Raw genomic sequence first — 16104 nt, 5'->3', positions numbered from 1 at the left:
TATAGTTTTAGATAGATAGTGTCAATAAGAAAGGATTGTCAAACATGCATTCAAGTGAACTGTATAATTTACATCTAGAAATCAAGGAACTAAGCAGCCTCTCACAGGAATTGGTGGAACCGTCATTGGTTAAATTTGATATAACTTCTGTACAGTATCACGCATTGCAATTAATAGTCTTGAATGAATCCATAGCTGTTAAAGATGTTTCGAATCATTTGAAGATCAAACCTGCAGCAGGGACTGCACTAATTGACCGGCTTGAACGGAAGAAATTGATTGAGCGGGTACACAGTGAGGATGATCGGCGGGTCGTTTTTATCCAGTCCACCGAAAAGGGAAGGGAAACCTATCATTCCATCAAAAAGTGTGTTGCCAAAATCTTTCGTGACTTTTATAGCGTCCTAAATGAAGAGGAAACGGAACGGCTCAAACAAATCGTTGGGAAACTGACCGAACATGTCTCGTCACGCATAGAGAATAAAATATAGTCTTCCTGACGTGTACAGTTTCCATTATAATAGAAAGAAGAAGCACTATATATTTATTAAAACAGTGAATTCCACTGTTTTTAAGAGTAATTATCAGAATAATTAAAAAAATTACGAGTATAAACGTCATTCAATTATATGATGTAAGAAATCCACTACAGAAGATATGACGTTTGGAAAATGAATATGTATCAAAAGGTTAAGAAGTTTTTTACTCAATGATTCATCATGACGAAACAGCTGGTGCTGTAAGCAGAGAATCTCAATAGAAGGAGATGGTAAAATGTTTTCCCCATTAACCCCAATGGATTGGAAGCGCAGGGCCGTAAAATATTATCCTCATAAAGTGGCAGTCATCGATGAAGAGAAAGAGTTTACATACAAGGAATTCGGGCAGCGGTCAGATCAACTTTCCAAAGCACTGTATTCTTCGGGAATTGAAAAAGGCGACCATATTGCAGTAATGTTGCCAAATACGCATTATATGTTGGAATGTTTTTATGGAATTTGTCAAATGGGAGCGGTAATGGTTCCTTTGAATTATAGGCTTGCTGCAGAGGATTTGGAATATATTATCAAACATAGCGATTCAAAAATGTTGATAGTCGATGAAGAATTCACCGCTCCGATCGAAAAGATCATTACTAGACTTTCATTGGAAAAAATCATTATCGTGCCTGCTGAAGGACATGAAACCACTTTACCTGGAATAGACTATGAGAATTTCATTTTGCATGCAATTGATGAAGAGCTGCCAGAGGTTACAATCGATGAAAATCAACTTTTGACTATAAATTATACGAGTGGAACGACTTCAAAACCAAAAGGGGTAATGTTAACCCATCGCGGGAATTACATGAACGCCGCTAATTTCATTTATCACCTTGGAGTGAAGCATGACGATGTATACTTACATACCCTGCCAATGTTTCACGCAAATGGGTGGGGAGGTGTATGGTCGGTAACGGCTACTGGCGGGACTCATGTATGTTTAAGGAAAGTTGATCCCCCTCTTATCCTCAAATTATTCGCCCAGCATAATATTACATTGTTATGTGGAGCACCTACTGTCGTCAATATGCTAGTGAATGATCCTAAAGCAAAAGAAACAAATATCAAAGTGCGTCCAAGGATGGCAACAGCAGGTGCTCCTCCAGCAGCAGCGCTTATACAAAAGGCGCAAGAAATCCTTGGTTTGAATATGATTCACGTATATGGATTAACAGAAACTTCCCCTTTCATCCTATATAACGAGTGGAAGGATGAGTTTGAAGCCAAATCGGCGGACGAACAAGCAATAATAAAGGCGAGACAAGGTATTGAATTGGTTTTCAATGGGGAAACGATGGTAGTCAATCAAGATGGAAAAGCAGTCGCTTGGGATGGAAAGGAACTGGGGGAAATCATTACTCGCGGCAATGTTGTAATGGAAGGATATTATAAGGATCCGGAAAAGACGGCTGAAGCAATTAGGGGTGGATGGTTTCATACAGGGGATCTGGCGGTGACCTATCCTGATGGATATATTGAAATACAGGACAGGGCTAAGGATTTAATCATTTCCGGGGGAGAAAATATTTCTTCTACAGAGGTGGAAGGGGTATTGTATAAACATCCAGATGTTCTGGAGGCGGCGGTCATTGCCATCCCAGACGATAAATGGGGAGAAACGCCTAAGGCAATCATTGTGCTGCACCCCAATGCGGAAGTGACAGAAAATGAGATCATTACCTTTTGCCGCTCAAAAATGGCCCACTTTAAAGCACCGACAAAAGTTGAATTCGTAGAGTCTTTACCGAAAACGGCAACAGGTAAGCTGCAAAAATACCGTTTGAGGGAAATCCATTGGAAAGGATCGAAAAAGGTAAATTAAAGGCTTAGGAATGGGACATGTATCAGGGGGTTGTCATAAAAAAAGTATAACAAGACCAAGAATGCTTTTAAATCAGCATTCTTGGTTTTTTTATTTATGCAAAGCACCATTTCCTCTGTAATTTAACGAGGGCTCCTAAATGAAAGATTAGACTTAGTGTAATATATATACGTTATTTTAGTACCACAAGCATAGCCTGATACATGATAAGCGTGTTTTCCGGAATAATATGCTGCTATTAATCTATAAGGACTGCCAGCGAGTGCCTGGAGGCAACGTTCAAATTGTTCAAACCCTTAAAATCTCATCGAGTTTGTCTGCAGTCTGAATTAGAGTTAGTTTTTCTTTATAATCATTATTTCTGGATAATCAATGGTAATTTTGTAAGAAGCCGTGAAAAAATAAAAAGGCGGGAGGAAAAACAGATTGTTTTTCCTCCCGCCTTTTTTATGAATAGCACAGGAAATTTTAAAAAACCTAAATGAGATCAATATATATGGAAGAAACTAATGAGCACATAGAAAAATAAGCGAGGATCTATTAAAAATTCTGTTAATTTCAATTAAACATTATAACGTTATATTGATTAGTTCGACAAAATATGATAATCTATTTTTGTAAAGAGAAATGAAGTGAATTCTCACACAATTCAGTGTAACCGTATACAAAGTACTTGCAATCTATAGGATGTACCGAAAAGGATGAGGGAAATGACAGATACGTTAGTTCTGAAGAATGTAAAGATGTTAGAGGGAAATGCAGCGGATATCATACTGGAAAATGGGATGATTAAAGAAATCGCACTTCCCGGAACAGCAACAGGGGATAAGATAATTGATTATGATCAAAAAGTTTTTGTATCGAGCGGATGGATTGATATGCATGTACATGCTTTCCCGGAATTCGATCCTTATGGTGATGAGGTTGATGAGATTGGATATAAAACTGGTGTAACAACGGTCATTGATGCAGGAAGCACGGGGGCAGATAGGATATCTGATCTGGTTAGCAGTTGTGAAAATTCCAAAACGAATGTTTTCGCCTTTCTGAATATTTCGCGGATTGGATTGAAAAGGATTGATGAGTTATCGGATATTTCATGGCTGGACGAAGGGGAATTAAGGGAGGCAATTTCCAAGTACGGAGATTTTGTCGTTGGACTTAAAGCGAGAATAAGTAAAAGTGTGGTTGGTCCAAATGGAGTCGAGCCACTAAAAATCGCTAGGAAGTTCTCGGCTGAAACTGGTTTACCATTAATGGTCCATATCGGTTCAGGGCCGCCGGATATTAAGGAAGTCCTTGATTTACTTGAGGAAAAGGACATTATTACGCATTTCTTAAATGGTAAAGCGAATAATTTATTTGATGAAAGAGAAGAGCCGCTACCTGAGTTAAATAAGGCGATACAACGTGGTGTCCATTTGGATGTAGGTCATGGAACAGCAAGCTTTTCCTTTAAAACCGCAGAAATGGCGAAAAAGCGGGGAATCCGCTTCAATACGATCAGTACGGATATATATCGGAAAAACAGAGAGAATGGGCCAGTTTTTAATATGGCAAATGTGCTTACAAAATTTTTGTATCTCGGTTATCCATTAAAAGAAGTAATAGATGCCGTTACCATCAATGCAGCAGCTTGGTTGCATAAACCAGAGCTAGGCAGGATTTCAGCTGGGGATATTGCGAACTTGACTCTATTCTCGATCAAGAATGAGCCGACCCTTTTAGTGGATTCCGATGGTGAAAAAAGGATGGCAGAAAAAAGAGTTGTTGTAAAAGGAGTGGTTATAAATGGAGAATTCATTGAATGCTAAATACGGTTTGAAAAGAGTCATTAATGCAAGCGGAAGAATGAGCATATTGGGGGTTTCTGCCCCAACTGACACAGTGATGGACGCGATGAAAAAAGGCGGGCAAAATTATGTGGAAATTTCTGATTTAGTCGATAAGTCAGGTCAGCATATAGCAAATTTGCTTCATTCTGAAGCAGCTGTCGTCGTAAACTCAGCATCAAGTGGAATTGCACTTTCAGTAGCGGCGATCGTTACTGAAGGAAACAGAAGGAAAAGCGAACGGCTTCATCAAGATCCGATCCAAAAGAATGAAATCATCATGCTGAAAGGCCATAACGTTCAGTATGGTGCACCGGTTGAAACCATGATTTACCTGGGTGGCGGAAAATTGGTTGAAGTTGGGTATGCAAACGAAGGGAAGGCAGAACATATTGCGGATGCCATAAATGAAAATACTTCTGCCATTTTATACGTGAAATCGCATCATGCTGTTCAGAAAAATATGATATCTGTCGAAGAAGCATGGGAAGTGGCCAAAACGAATAATATCCCTCTGATTGTCGATGCAGCAGCGGAGGAGGATTTGGAAAAATATGTACAATTCTCCGACTTGGCGATTTATAGTGGATCAAAAGCAATTGAAGGACCCACATCCGGTATCGTTGCTGGCAGAAAAAAATATATCGAATGGGTAAAGGTTCAATTGCACTGTATCGGAAGGAGCATGAAGGTTGGAAAGGAAACTACCTTTGGGCTGCTTCAGGCAATGGATGAGTATTTTGTCAAGACGGATACTAGCGAAAAAGAAAAAGCTAGTTTAAAAGTTCTCACATCACTTGACTCCATTGATGGCGTAAAAGTAACGATAGTTCAGGATGAAGCCGGCCGTGCCATATATAGAGCACGTATTTCCATTGATCCTTTGATAACGGAAACAACGGCGAAAGAAGTGAACGAGCAGCTCAGAAATGGGGATATTGCCATTTATACACGTGATTATGGGATACGGCAAGGCTTTTTCGATATAGATCCGCGTCCATTGCAAGGTGATGATATAAATGTCATTGAAGCACAATTAAGAACCATACTAGGAGGAAAACAAGGATGACAAACATAAACAAACGTTTATTGAATGATCGTGTAGCCCTAAATGTACTGGCAAATAGTGTAGAAAATGCAGTGGAAGTCTTTGAAGCAGCGGAAGGACATGTATTGGTTGGTGTACTCTCAAAGGATTATCCAACTGTCGAAGCTGGTGTTACAGCAATGAAAGAATACGGGAAAGCCATTGATGAGGCCGTTTCAATAGGATTGGGCGCGGGCGATAATAGACAGGCAGCAGTTGTCGCAGAAATAGCAAAATACTATCCAGGCAGTCATATTAACCAGGTTTTTCCGGCTGTTGGTGCTACGAGGGCCAATTTAGGTGAGAAGGATAGCTGGATAAATTCACTTGTTTCTCCAACTGGGAAAGTTGGTTATGTGAATATCTCCACTGGTCCAGTAAGTGCAGGTGCAGAAACTGCCATTGTGCCTATCAAAGCTGCCATTGCGCTTGTTCGCGATATGGGAGGAAATGCATTGAAATACTTTCCGATGAAAGGCCTTAAGCATGAAGATGAATATCGTGCTGTTGCAAAAGCTTGTGGTGAAGAGGGATTTGCTTTGGAACCAACAGGTGGAATCGATTTAAATAATTTCGAGACCATATTAGAAATCGCATTAGAAGCAAAAGTGCCTAAAGTCATTCCCCATGTATATTCTTCCATCATCGATGAAGAGACTGGTAAAACGAATGGGGAGGATGTACGGAAATTATTAGCCATAACAAAAAAATTGGTTGAAAAATATGCCTAAAAGGATTGTGGCATTCGGGGAAGTAATGATGCGTTTGCAGGTACCTGGGTATGAATTGCTATCACAGGCTAACACTCTGCAATACTCCTTTTCAGGCACGGGGGTAAACGTTGCTTCTGCGATGACAAAACTAGGACATGATGGGTATCTTGTGACAAAGTTACCGGATAATCCCCTTGGGGATTCAGCGATTTCATCTTTGCAGCGATTAGGAATTGGAAGGAACTTCATCTCTAGAGGCGGCAAATACTTGGGGATGTACTTTTTGGAAAATGGTTTTGGACAGCGGGCGAGCCGTGTCACATATTCCAATCGACTGGAAAGCAGTTTTAATACAGCCTCCTTATCCGATTATGATATGGATATGATTTCGGAAAGTACGGATATCATCCATTTTTGCGGAATCACGCTTGCAATGGCGGAAAATGTACGGGAAAGTATGAAGGTGCTGGCAGGTAAAGTCAAAGAAAAAGGCGGTACAGTCTGTTTCGATTGCAATTACCGCCCCTCTTTATGGGAGGGAGGTTACGCAGACGCAAAGCCTCATTATGAAGAAATGCTTTCTTTGGCTGATATAGTCATGATGAATGAGAAAGACGCCCTATATATTTTAGGCATGAAGTCAGAAGGCTCCACTAGGGAAGAGCAGCTTATTGAGTTGATTCCTGAAGTGGCGAAGAAATTCAATATTCAATCGATAGCAGGGACACATCGTTCAATCAACAGTGATAATAGCCATACGCTGAGGGGGTATATGTACAAGGAAGGAACATTTTACTTTTCCGATATCCTATCATTTTCCGTATATGATAGAATAGGTTCAGGCGATGCTTACACCAGCGGAATCCTCCATGGCGAATTGCGGGGATATTCCCCTGAAAAGACAGTTCGGTTCGCGGCTGTTTCAGGAATGCTGGCATGTACTGTCGTTGGAGATACTCCTTTGGCAACCGAAAAGGAGATACTCTCGGCAATGGAAGGTAAAATGGAAGATATTAAGAGATAAAAGGCAGGAGATTAGGAATGAATGTGAACAGAAAAAATGGACCGATGTATTTACAAATAAAAGAAATATTAAAGGATCGTATTTTACATGGGGTTTATGCCATCGACACAAACATTCCCTCTGAGCCTCTTTTGGAGGAAGAATTCAACGTAAGTAAGGTCACTGTCCGTAATGCAATCAAAGAACTTGTGCAAGAGGGGTATGTTGAAAAGAAAAGCGGCAAAGGCACTAGAGTCATAGCTAATGGTTCGATTGTCAAACTTTCCAAAGGAAAGCGTTTCACAGAGCTGTTGGTGGAGGAAGGGCACTCTATTTTAAAAAAGGTGTTAAACATAAGTCATGTTGACCTTTCTGCAGACTCTAAGCTGCATTCTTTATTTGGTGACCATTGCATAAGTATTGAACGGATATATTTATTGGACAATGAACCTTATATTTACTTTACACATTATGTTTCACTTGATATAAACCAAGAAGAGATAAAAGAGGTCCAAATCAATTCTTTGTACCGCTTTTTGGAAGATCAAAACGTCAAACTTGAAACATTCAGAGATGAGTTTGCCGTTGCCATCGCTCCGGATCACATTTGCGAAACACTGAAAATCGAAAACAATAGTCCAGTACTAAAAAGAATTCGGATTTCCAGTGATGGGGACGGAAATGTTATGGAATACAGTGAAGGGTATTACAATACGGCTAAACAGAACTACATCGTGACATATAACGAGCCGGTACAATAATCCCATTTATTGTATTGGTTTGACTGTAAGCGATTTCAAAAGGGTGGGGAGAACATATGGATCTATATTTATTAGGAATCACGCTGATAGCAATCGTAATTGTTATTTTGGGGGTATCATGGTGGAAATGGCATGCATTCATTAGCTTGACTGTAGCCAGTTTATTTTTAGCGGTTTTTTCTGGACTGCCAATGGACAAGATTGTTGGAGCTTATGAAACGGGTGTCGGAGCGGTCCTTGGTCACCTTATTGGAATATTGGCCTTAGGGACCATTTTAGGAAAGATGATGTCCGACTCTGGAGCCGGTATGCAGGTTGCTGACTTTTTCATTAATAAATTCGGCGTGAAGAACCTGCCATGGGCCATGCTTTTATCTGGTTTCATCATCGGCATTCCGGTATTTTTCGAGGTTGGTTTAGTCATATTGCTGCCTTTGGTCATTTCCATTCGGAAATCAACCAAAGTGAACATCTTGTTAATAGGTATTCCAGTACTTGCCGGTTTATCAATCGTACATGGGCTGGTACCTCCGCATCCGGGAGCCATGACAGCCATTGGAATCTATAATGCTAACATGGGACACGTACTTCTGTACTCATTGATCATCGCATTCCCGACTGCTGTAATCGCTGGACCTCTATTCGCAAAATGGATTCATAAACGGGTCATTCCTGTCGGAGAACCGGAATTGATCCGGGTTGTAACAAAGTCAAGTGGATTACCAGGGACTGGAGTTTCGTTCTTCATCATCCTCTTGCCAGTATTGTTGATGGTTTTAACGGTAGTGGCGCCTTATCTGCCGATACCGGGTTCCATTGAAAAATTCTTATTGTTTGTCGGAAGTCCGGTGATTGCCCTATTAATCTCCTGTTTTGCAGCTTACTATTTCTTGGGCTACAGACAGGGTATGGACAAATCATTAATTAAAAAGTTGACGGAAGAATGTTTATTGCCGTTAGCTTCCATCATTCTTATTATCGGTGCTGGCGGAGGGTTCAAGCAAATTTTAATTGATAGTGGCGTAGGGACTGCAATCGCTTCCATGTCTGAAGAAATTTCTTTATCACCGATCGTTCTTGCATTCCTTGTGGCCGGATTGATTCGGATTGCCACAGGTTCTGCAACCGTCGCTTTGACCACGGCAGCAGGGATCGTTTCACCGGTCGTGGCCAATATGACGGGTGTTAATCTAGAATTGCTCGTTATTGCCACGGGAGCAGGCTCACTTATGTTCTCCCATGTTAATGACGCCGGTTTCTGGTTAGTAAAAGAATACTTGGGATTAACCGTTAAAGAAACTTTCAAAACATGGACAGTCATGGAAACATTACTTTCCTTCGTGGCATTCGGTTTGGTTTTAATTTTCGATATATTCATTTAATTAAAGAAAATTTTTGCAATGCTTGATTAAGTCGCATTTACCTCCGTGATCTGTCTTGGGGTGACAGATCACGGAGGCTTTTCTTTATTATGAACATACTTGTATTCTTACAAAGTATTTGACTGGAGGAGCTCTAAAGTTTGGAAGTGGTTAGACTATTGACAAGGGTGTAGTTTCATCCAGGAGACGTTTGTTTGGCTCCTCGAAGATATAAGTCCTGACAGAGGCTTCTATATTGCAAGATTGACAGCTTCCCGTTTACATATTCATTCTGAATGTAATCCAATAACTCATTGGCATGGTTAGGCTTTTGACGTTTTTCCTGAATATAATGGAGAATTAAAACTTCAATATTCACACACTCACCTTACTTGACAAGTATTTTTTTCCATTAACAATATAACATGGGTATTCAAAAAAAAATCATTTTTTGAATATTTTAACTATCGACATATTTATACAAATAAAGGAGTGATTCGGGGTAAGCGGTCGGAAATTTTATCGGGATATGTAAAGAAAAAGCGATACCGACTGGCATTTGCTCTTTCTAACTTCTATTGTACCGGGCTTGCTCTTTAGTAGGATCAAGAAAAAACCCTTGATTATTCAAGGGTTTGATTGTTAATTTAGGTGATAAAACATTCTGATCTTACAAGGACTTCATACTTGTATCTTTTGTACAGGTATAGGTGATAAGCGCAGTTCTGCCGCTTCTCTCTTAATGGAGAATATATAAGCTCCCAAACCTAAGAGGGCTGCAAAAATCAGCATGGCGATCGAAGTGCTGAAATCCCCGCCGGACAAGTCACGAAGCCACCCCATGATATAGCTTGAAAAGCCTCCCATTATATTCGTGAATCCCATTAGTCCAGCAGCCCGTCCTGCCGTTTCAGGTGTTGAGTATTTTACCATGAGCATATTACTTAGATGGAACACGCCGCCTTGACATCCCATTGCCAGTCCCATACATACCCCGGCCAAAATAGGATTGGGGATGAATACCGCTACAGTCAGAAAGGCAGCCGTCAATGAAAATAGAATCGAGGCCATCAAACTTGGACGTCCGGTTTTGTCCGCCAGAAAACCGCATGCCAAGACAAATCCTAAAGCAAATAGCCAGGAAAGCGAAGTAATGCTTGACATCCCTTCCTTTTCGAATCCTTTTGCTTCGATGAGATAGGTAGGAAGCCAAATGCTGATCCCGAAAAAAAGGAAGGAGCATACGAGCATGCCGAACCAGACTATCCAGAAACGATAATCCTGGGCGAAACTCTTACTCTCGGAAGGGACGCTTTCTTTCTCTTCATCATCCGATTGGCGGATGAAAGCCAATTCCTCCTTACTTATACGGGGGTGCTCTTCTGGTGTATTCCTCGTCAAAAAGATGAACATCGGGATATTAATAAACAAGTTGAAGGCTGCAAGCATAAAGAAAGCTGCTTGCCAATGGAGTAAAGATATCACGAGTACCAAAACAACGGCTCCAATTGCAGGACCTAAATAGTTTCCGGTTAGCCATGATGCCTGGGCCCTCCCCAATTCTCGTTTATTAAACCAGTTAGAAATAAATTTACCGGAAACTGGAATCATCATCCCTTCGCCAAAACCGAGAATGACCCTGCTAATTAAAAACATTTCATATGAATTTGCTAGACCTGATGTAATCATGGTAAGAGTCCATACGAATAATCCGGCGATGGCTGTTTTTCGGGCACCTAATTTATCAATGATGAAGCCCCAAAAAAGATTCGAAACTCCATAAGCAATGGTGAATACAAAAGAAAGAAGACCGATCTTCGCATTTTTGTCGTCGCCTGTCATCCCAAGTGCATGCAAGAATTCTGGATCTGTTTGAATGATGGAAATGCCAACCTTATCAATTTGTCCGAAAAACCAAAAGAAAAAAATTGGAACGGCAATATACAGCCATCTTTTTTGCCCATTTAACATAATACCATCTCCTTATAGCTTTTAGCATTGCTTAAAACACTTACCATTGGAATAAGTGAAAACGTTTTCCTTTTGATAGGTACTAGTTTTGATTAAGATCTGTATCCCGCCTTTCGTTAAAATAATGAAAGATAAATAAGCAATGGTATGTTTTGTAAGTGAAACAAAGTTTTACTTACTTAACGATAAAATAAATAGAATTGATTGTCAATTTAATATTTTGACAATTTCTTATTTTTAGAATAAACAATCTTATAAGCGCTTTCAGTTAAAGGCGAACTCTGTTTCATCCTATTGGACTAGAAGGACCTCTATCAGGCAAGGACTAAGAATGGAAGCAAATCTAATTCTTTGTGTCAAAAAAACAAATTATTATCAAATTATTAAAAATTCTGACTTGTTGATATTGAATTTAAAATCAGGAAAATCTATAATTCATTTATATTGTTTTGTATATGAAATACTTAATATGGGAAATTTTGTGCTTTGGCAGAAACATGATGTATTAAAATTCTTTATTTGTTTTTATTTGTATATTTGGTTATATAACAACAAGCTTTTCTATCGATACGTCAATTAAGCTAGGCTTCCAAATAGTTTTATATAAGTAAATATGCTTTAATTGACACATATACACTATTCTATTTATACATGAAGAGTAAAGTATTGTGAGGTAGAAATGGTTGCCAATTAGAAGAACTGCCCGATTCATTATCAGGAATCGGGATAAGGAATGGCGCTTGTTCCTGCAGTGTTCGGGAAACAAGGAGAAACCAGCTCGGTCATTAGATGGGCTCGGTTATCGCTCTCGGCTTTTACTAGCCATTTTCCGGAAGTGGTGAAAGCGTTGATTATATCAGATGTGACTCGTGGAGCAGCTGTAGTTAGCATGAAAGAAAGTAAACGGAAACTTCTTAATGGATTAAAATCCATCAAAATGTGATCAGATGAACTTGCAAAGCAGAGGGCAGTGCGCTACTGGCGCTAAATGTTCCTGTATAGTTAAGGAAGCGCAAGTTCTTACGTCCGGATACCGGTCATCAAATTTAACACAAGACCAGTGTCGGGACAGATATTGAAGATAGGATGTCCATTTTGTATGAATCAGGTCAGACCTGATAGTGAGTCAAGAATATTTTAATAATTGATTCCTTATTCCGGGTTTTCCATTATGCGTGAAGACCGGCCATTTATGTTATCAGTAAGATCTGTGGGTGTTACGGATGCTACTTACAACAGGTTTGCAATCATTAAGTATGGATCAAAAACATTCACTAAATGCCGGAAAAAGATGTACATATACTGCAAGTTCTTCTTTCTAGGTATGAAGAAAGCTTTACTGAATGGGTTATAGTCAGGAGAAAATGAGATTTATTCACTACGGGGGGAATACTCGAATGGCAAGCGAAGAAAAAGAGAAAGAGAAATATAGTGCTAATTCATTGGTTAGAGGGTTGGAAATCATTAAGCTCTTTAATGAAGTACAGCCTAGTTTGTCTCTTTCAGAAATTGCAAAACAACTGGGAGTAAGCAGAACGGTACCATATCGTTTATTATTCACATTACAAAATATTGGTTATTTGTCTCAGGATGAACATACCAAACGTTATAGTTTAACGCCAAAGGTTCTTGAATTGGGATTCAGCTATTTGAATAGCTTGAAATTCCAGGAAATTGTCCAGCCTTATATGGAGAACTTGCGTGATGAAATCGGAGCCTCCTGCCATCTGTCCATTTTGGATGGACAGGAAGTTGTTTATGTTGGAAGTGCCCCAATCAGAGGTGTATCCGCTGTCAATGTGAACATAGGATTGCGGCTTCCGGCACATGCTTTGGCAAATGGAAAATTACTTTTGGCATATCAACCGAAAGAAATGTTAATGCAAATGTTCAAGATCTCAAATCTAACTCCTTATACAGACAAAACGCTCACCGCGCCGGGTGAATTTCAAAAACAGCTGGAATCGATTCGGCAAAATGGCTATTCGATGACAAGCGGGGAATTCCACCCTGGCATACGTTCTGTTGCCGCTCCGATTTTTGACAGGACTGGGAAAGTGTTGGCAGCCTTGAATGTCGTGGCAACAGAGTCTGCTTACCAGGAGGATTTCATCGATAAAATTGCCTTGCCGAAACTGTTGGAAGTTTCTCGGCAGTTATCCGTTTATATGGGATATAGTGGGGTTAAGCCGTATCAACACGAAGATGTCTGAACCATTTAAAAGTGCCAATCCATTAATAACTGAATAACCTTTTTAGAAAGTGTGGATCTCCCAATAGGGATCCACACTTTTTTGTGTTAAGAAAAGCGGATATTAGATTAAATCGTTACAAGTTTATCCCAAAGCGCCGAGCGTTCGGATTATAAAAATAGTTTTAAATATTCTAAAAACTAATTGACAATGAAGCGTTTTCATCTTAGACTTAATTCATAGACAAAACAATGTTTTGCTTATGAAACATGTTGCGGTTTAGAAACATCCAATAAGGGAGGAATTTTAAAATGACAAAAGAAGCTTTTTCAGTGAAGGATTTTGAAAAAAAATATGTTGCCCGATTGAAAGACCGTTCGCTTGATTGGGGTGTCTTGAAGTTCCAAGAAGAAATCGATCCCGCTTATAGACGTGCACAGATGAGATATATCGGACGTGGTGCGACTGCCAATAACGATACGAATGTAATTGCAGGTATACATTTCACTTTAAGTACAATGGTTCTTCCTCCGGGATGTATCGGGCCTTTGCACCTTCACGACGATGTTGAAGAAGTGTTTTTCATTCTTGAGGGTGAAGTCACGGCATTAATTCAAGAGGATAGCTACAGCGAAGTGCATGAAATTAAATTAAGTGCGAGAGATTGCATCAGCAGTCCACCAGGGGTTTATCGGGGAATTAGGAATGACGGGGATGTGGAGGCGCGCATGCTCGTGATGCTAGGGGCAGTGAAACCTAACTTGCCGACTTATCCTGAAGGCAGTGACCTGGAAGAACTGCGTAAACAACGCGCTAAAGAAAGAGAAGCCATTATTAAAGACTGAACATTTAGCCGAAAAGGGCACCTGCATTATGAAAATTAATGAGGCGCCCTTTTCGATTAGATTGTTAAATATGGCCCATGCAAATTATCTAAAGGCCAATCTAAATTATGGGAGGTATAAAAAATGCTTGGGATTACTCATTTACGGCATATAAGCATGATAACTCCGAATTTCGACGATCAAGCAGAGTTTTATGAAAAGGTTTGGGGACTGGATAGAGTGGATGTTCCGGAAGAGGAGAATACGGTTTATTTCCGCGGGGCTGGACCGGAACATCATATTTTAAGCCTTCACAAGGGAGAAAAACGTGGTTTGCATCATATAGCTTTTGGCATGGTCGATAAAAATGCGGTGGATCGTGCAGCAGGGATATTACAATCGAAGGGCGTTCGAATTATTGAACCGCCTGGATATTTGGATGAAGCAGGTGCCGGTTATGGCCTGCGGTTTATTGATCCGGAAAACCGCGTAATAGAGCTTTCGGCTTGGGTGGAAGTACAAACGTCTATTTGGAGCAAGAAAAATGTTGACCCAGTGAAATTGAATCATGTTGTAATGAACACGAAGAACTTAGATATGATCGTTGAGTTTTATACGGATGTACTTGGTTTTAAAGTTACTGATTGGAGTGAGCACCAAATGTCATTCCTGCGATGCAACAGGAAACATCACTCCATTGCCTTCAATCAAGATGAGCATGCGTCAGTCAATCATATCGCATACGAAGTCGACTCCGTGGATGAACTGATGCGAGGAATAAGCAATGTGCGAAAAGCGGGCTTGTCAGAACTTTGGGGACCTGGACGTCATGGGCCTGGAGACAATATTTTCTGTTATTTTCAAGACCCAGGCGGTTTTGTTATGGAGTATACATGTTATCTGGAAACGATCGAAGATGAATCGGAGTGGAGAGCACGGGTATGGAAACGGGTCCCGCATTTAATGGATCAGTGGGGGATTGCAGGTCCGCCGAAACCAGAAGCCCGCAAAGCAATGGGAGGAGATCCCGATCCAGGCTGGGTTGATTCTCATATAGATGATTCAGTCATAACGGAAAAATGAGGAGGATATTGATTTCCTCCCATTATTCTTGGAGTAGTTAGCTTCTTGTATATTAAAAGAAAGCGTTTAAGGGAAATGGCTTTGAAAAGGAGTGAAGAGAGTGGATTTAGGATTGCAAGGAAAAGTGGCTGTCATTATGGGCGGCACGTCGGGCGTGGGATTAAAAACAGCAGAAATGTTTCTGGCTGAAGGAGCAAAAGTGGCTATATGCGGCAGAAGTGCAGAGCGTATGGAAAGTGCACAAACTCAATTGCTCTCATTTGGTGAAAAGGCAGATATTTTTGCATCAACATGTGATGTCACCTCAAAATCGGATGTGAATTCTTTCATTAATGGTACCGCTGAGAGGTTTGGCGGAATCGATATATTGGTGAATGCAGCCGGTCAAAGCGTGATGGGTCACTTTTTTGACATAACGGATGAGCAGTGGGAAGAACAGATTCAGTTAAAGTTCTTTGCCATCATATATGCCGTTCGTGCTACGCATCCTCATTTAGTGAAAAGGGGAGGAGGGCGGATTATTAATATTAATGCAACGCTTGCTAAAGAACCTGAACGTCATATGGTAGCGACTGCAGCAGCAAGGGCTGGTCTCCTTAATTTAAGCAAAACCTTGTCCCAGGAATTAGCCTTTGACAATATATTGGTAAATTCAGTGAGTCTTGGATTGATCCGGACCGATCAATGGGAGCGAAGAAGATTGAAAAATGCGCCTGATATGGACCCTGAAGAGTATTACGGAGACCTTGCGAAAAAAAGGAATATCCCTCTCGGCCGCGTCGGGGAAGCGGAAGAAGTGGCCAGTGTCATTGTTTTCCTTGCTTCAGACAAAGCAAGTTATGTAGCTGGTTCGACGATTGAGACGGCAGGAGCGATCGGAAAGGCACTATAAATATATTATTAAAAAGGTAGG

Annotated in this window: 15 protein-coding genes; 13 read left to right on the top strand and 2 right to left on the bottom strand. The window is 40.4% G+C overall.

Going from position 1 to position 16104, the window contains the following annotated elements:
• The first annotated feature begins 44 nt into the window (after window positions 1-44).
• The 8 genes from J7E52_RS12050 (at window position 45) to J7E52_RS12015 (ending at window position 9142) form a co-directional block, all read left to right on the top strand.
• Window positions 45-491 carry a MarR family winged helix-turn-helix transcriptional regulator gene (locus J7E52_RS12050; RefSeq protein ID WP_214746564.1) on the top strand — a complete coding sequence of 149 codons (447 nt, stop codon included), beginning with the start codon at window positions 45-47 and terminating at the stop codon, window positions 489-491.
• Between the two features lie 283 nt (window positions 492-774).
• The gene (locus J7E52_RS12045; RefSeq protein WP_214746561.1) at window positions 775-2364 is read left to right on the top strand and encodes a long-chain-fatty-acid--CoA ligase; all 1590 of its coding nucleotides are present in this window, start codon (window positions 775-777) and stop codon (window positions 2362-2364) included.
• 710 nt (window positions 2365-3074) lie between these two features.
• Window positions 3075-4178, top strand: coding sequence for an amidohydrolase/deacetylase family metallohydrolase (locus J7E52_RS12040; RefSeq protein ID WP_214746558.1), 1104 nt, complete (start codon window positions 3075-3077; stop codon window positions 4176-4178).
• Window positions 4156-5265 carry a DgaE family pyridoxal phosphate-dependent ammonia lyase gene (locus J7E52_RS12035; RefSeq protein WP_214746555.1) on the top strand — a complete coding sequence of 370 codons (1110 nt, stop codon included), beginning with the start codon at window positions 4156-4158 and terminating at the stop codon, window positions 5263-5265. The genes J7E52_RS12040 and J7E52_RS12035 overlap by 23 nt, the downstream gene beginning before the upstream one ends.
• The gene (gene dagF / locus J7E52_RS12030; protein WP_214746551.1) at window positions 5262-6014 is read left to right on the top strand and encodes a 2-dehydro-3-deoxy-phosphogluconate aldolase; all 753 of its coding nucleotides are present in this window, start codon (window positions 5262-5264) and stop codon (window positions 6012-6014) included. The genes J7E52_RS12035 and dagF overlap by 4 nt, the downstream gene beginning before the upstream one ends.
• Window positions 6007-7020 (top strand): sugar kinase, encoded by a 1014-nt coding sequence (locus J7E52_RS12025; protein ID WP_214746548.1) that lies wholly within the window; start codon window positions 6007-6009, stop codon window positions 7018-7020. The genes dagF and J7E52_RS12025 overlap by 8 nt, the downstream gene beginning before the upstream one ends.
• Before the next feature lie 17 nt (window positions 7021-7037).
• Window positions 7038-7760 (top strand): GntR family transcriptional regulator, encoded by a 723-nt coding sequence (locus tag J7E52_RS12020; protein WP_214746545.1) that lies wholly within the window; start codon window positions 7038-7040, stop codon window positions 7758-7760.
• Window positions 7761-7816: 56 nt separating this feature from the next.
• Window positions 7817-9142, top strand: a complete 1326-nt coding sequence (locus tag J7E52_RS12015) for a GntT/GntP/DsdX family permease (protein ID WP_214746542.1) — start codon at window positions 7817-7819, stop codon at window positions 9140-9142.
• A gap of 175 nt (window positions 9143-9317) precedes the next feature.
• Here J7E52_RS12015 and yppF read toward each other — a convergent pair whose 3' ends face one another.
• Together yppF and J7E52_RS12005 are read right to left on the bottom strand one after the other, a co-directional pair.
• On the bottom strand, window positions 9318-9500 hold the full coding sequence (gene yppF / locus J7E52_RS27275; RefSeq protein WP_214746539.1) for a YppF family protein: 183 nt from the start codon (window positions 9498-9500) through the stop codon (window positions 9318-9320).
• A gap of 302 nt (window positions 9501-9802) precedes the next feature.
• Complete coding sequence (locus J7E52_RS12005) at window positions 9803-11092, bottom strand: MFS transporter (protein WP_214746536.1); 1290 nt, start codon at window positions 11090-11092, stop codon at window positions 9803-9805.
• Window positions 11093-11825: 733 nt separating this feature from the next.
• Here J7E52_RS12005 and J7E52_RS12000 point away from each other — a divergent pair.
• From J7E52_RS12000 to J7E52_RS11980, 5 genes are all read left to right on the top strand, one after another.
• Window positions 11826-12035, top strand: coding sequence for a hypothetical protein (locus J7E52_RS12000; RefSeq protein ID WP_214746533.1), 210 nt, complete (start codon window positions 11826-11828; stop codon window positions 12033-12035).
• Between the two features lie 454 nt (window positions 12036-12489).
• Entirely contained in the window at window positions 12490-13305 is an 816-nt protein-coding gene (locus tag J7E52_RS11995) for an IclR family transcriptional regulator (RefSeq protein ID WP_214746531.1), read from the top strand.
• A gap of 290 nt (window positions 13306-13595) precedes the next feature.
• Entirely contained in the window at window positions 13596-14129 is a 534-nt protein-coding gene (locus J7E52_RS11990) for a cupin domain-containing protein (RefSeq protein ID WP_214746528.1), read from the top strand.
• Window positions 14130-14252: 123 nt separating this feature from the next.
• The gene (locus tag J7E52_RS11985) at window positions 14253-15191 is read left to right on the top strand and encodes a VOC family protein (RefSeq protein WP_214746525.1); all 939 of its coding nucleotides are present in this window, start codon (window positions 14253-14255) and stop codon (window positions 15189-15191) included.
• A gap of 100 nt (window positions 15192-15291) precedes the next feature.
• Complete coding sequence (locus J7E52_RS11980) at window positions 15292-16083, top strand: SDR family oxidoreductase (protein ID WP_214746522.1); 792 nt, start codon at window positions 15292-15294, stop codon at window positions 16081-16083.
• Window positions 16084-16104 lie beyond the last annotated feature (21 nt).

Source organism: Bacillus sp. ISL-34, from assembly GCF_018613325.1.
Classification (GTDB): domain Bacteria; phylum Bacillota; class Bacilli; order Bacillales; family DSM-1321; genus Peribacillus.
Note: the sequence above shows the minus strand (reverse complement) of the source record. Positions and strands in the feature narration are given on the sequence as shown.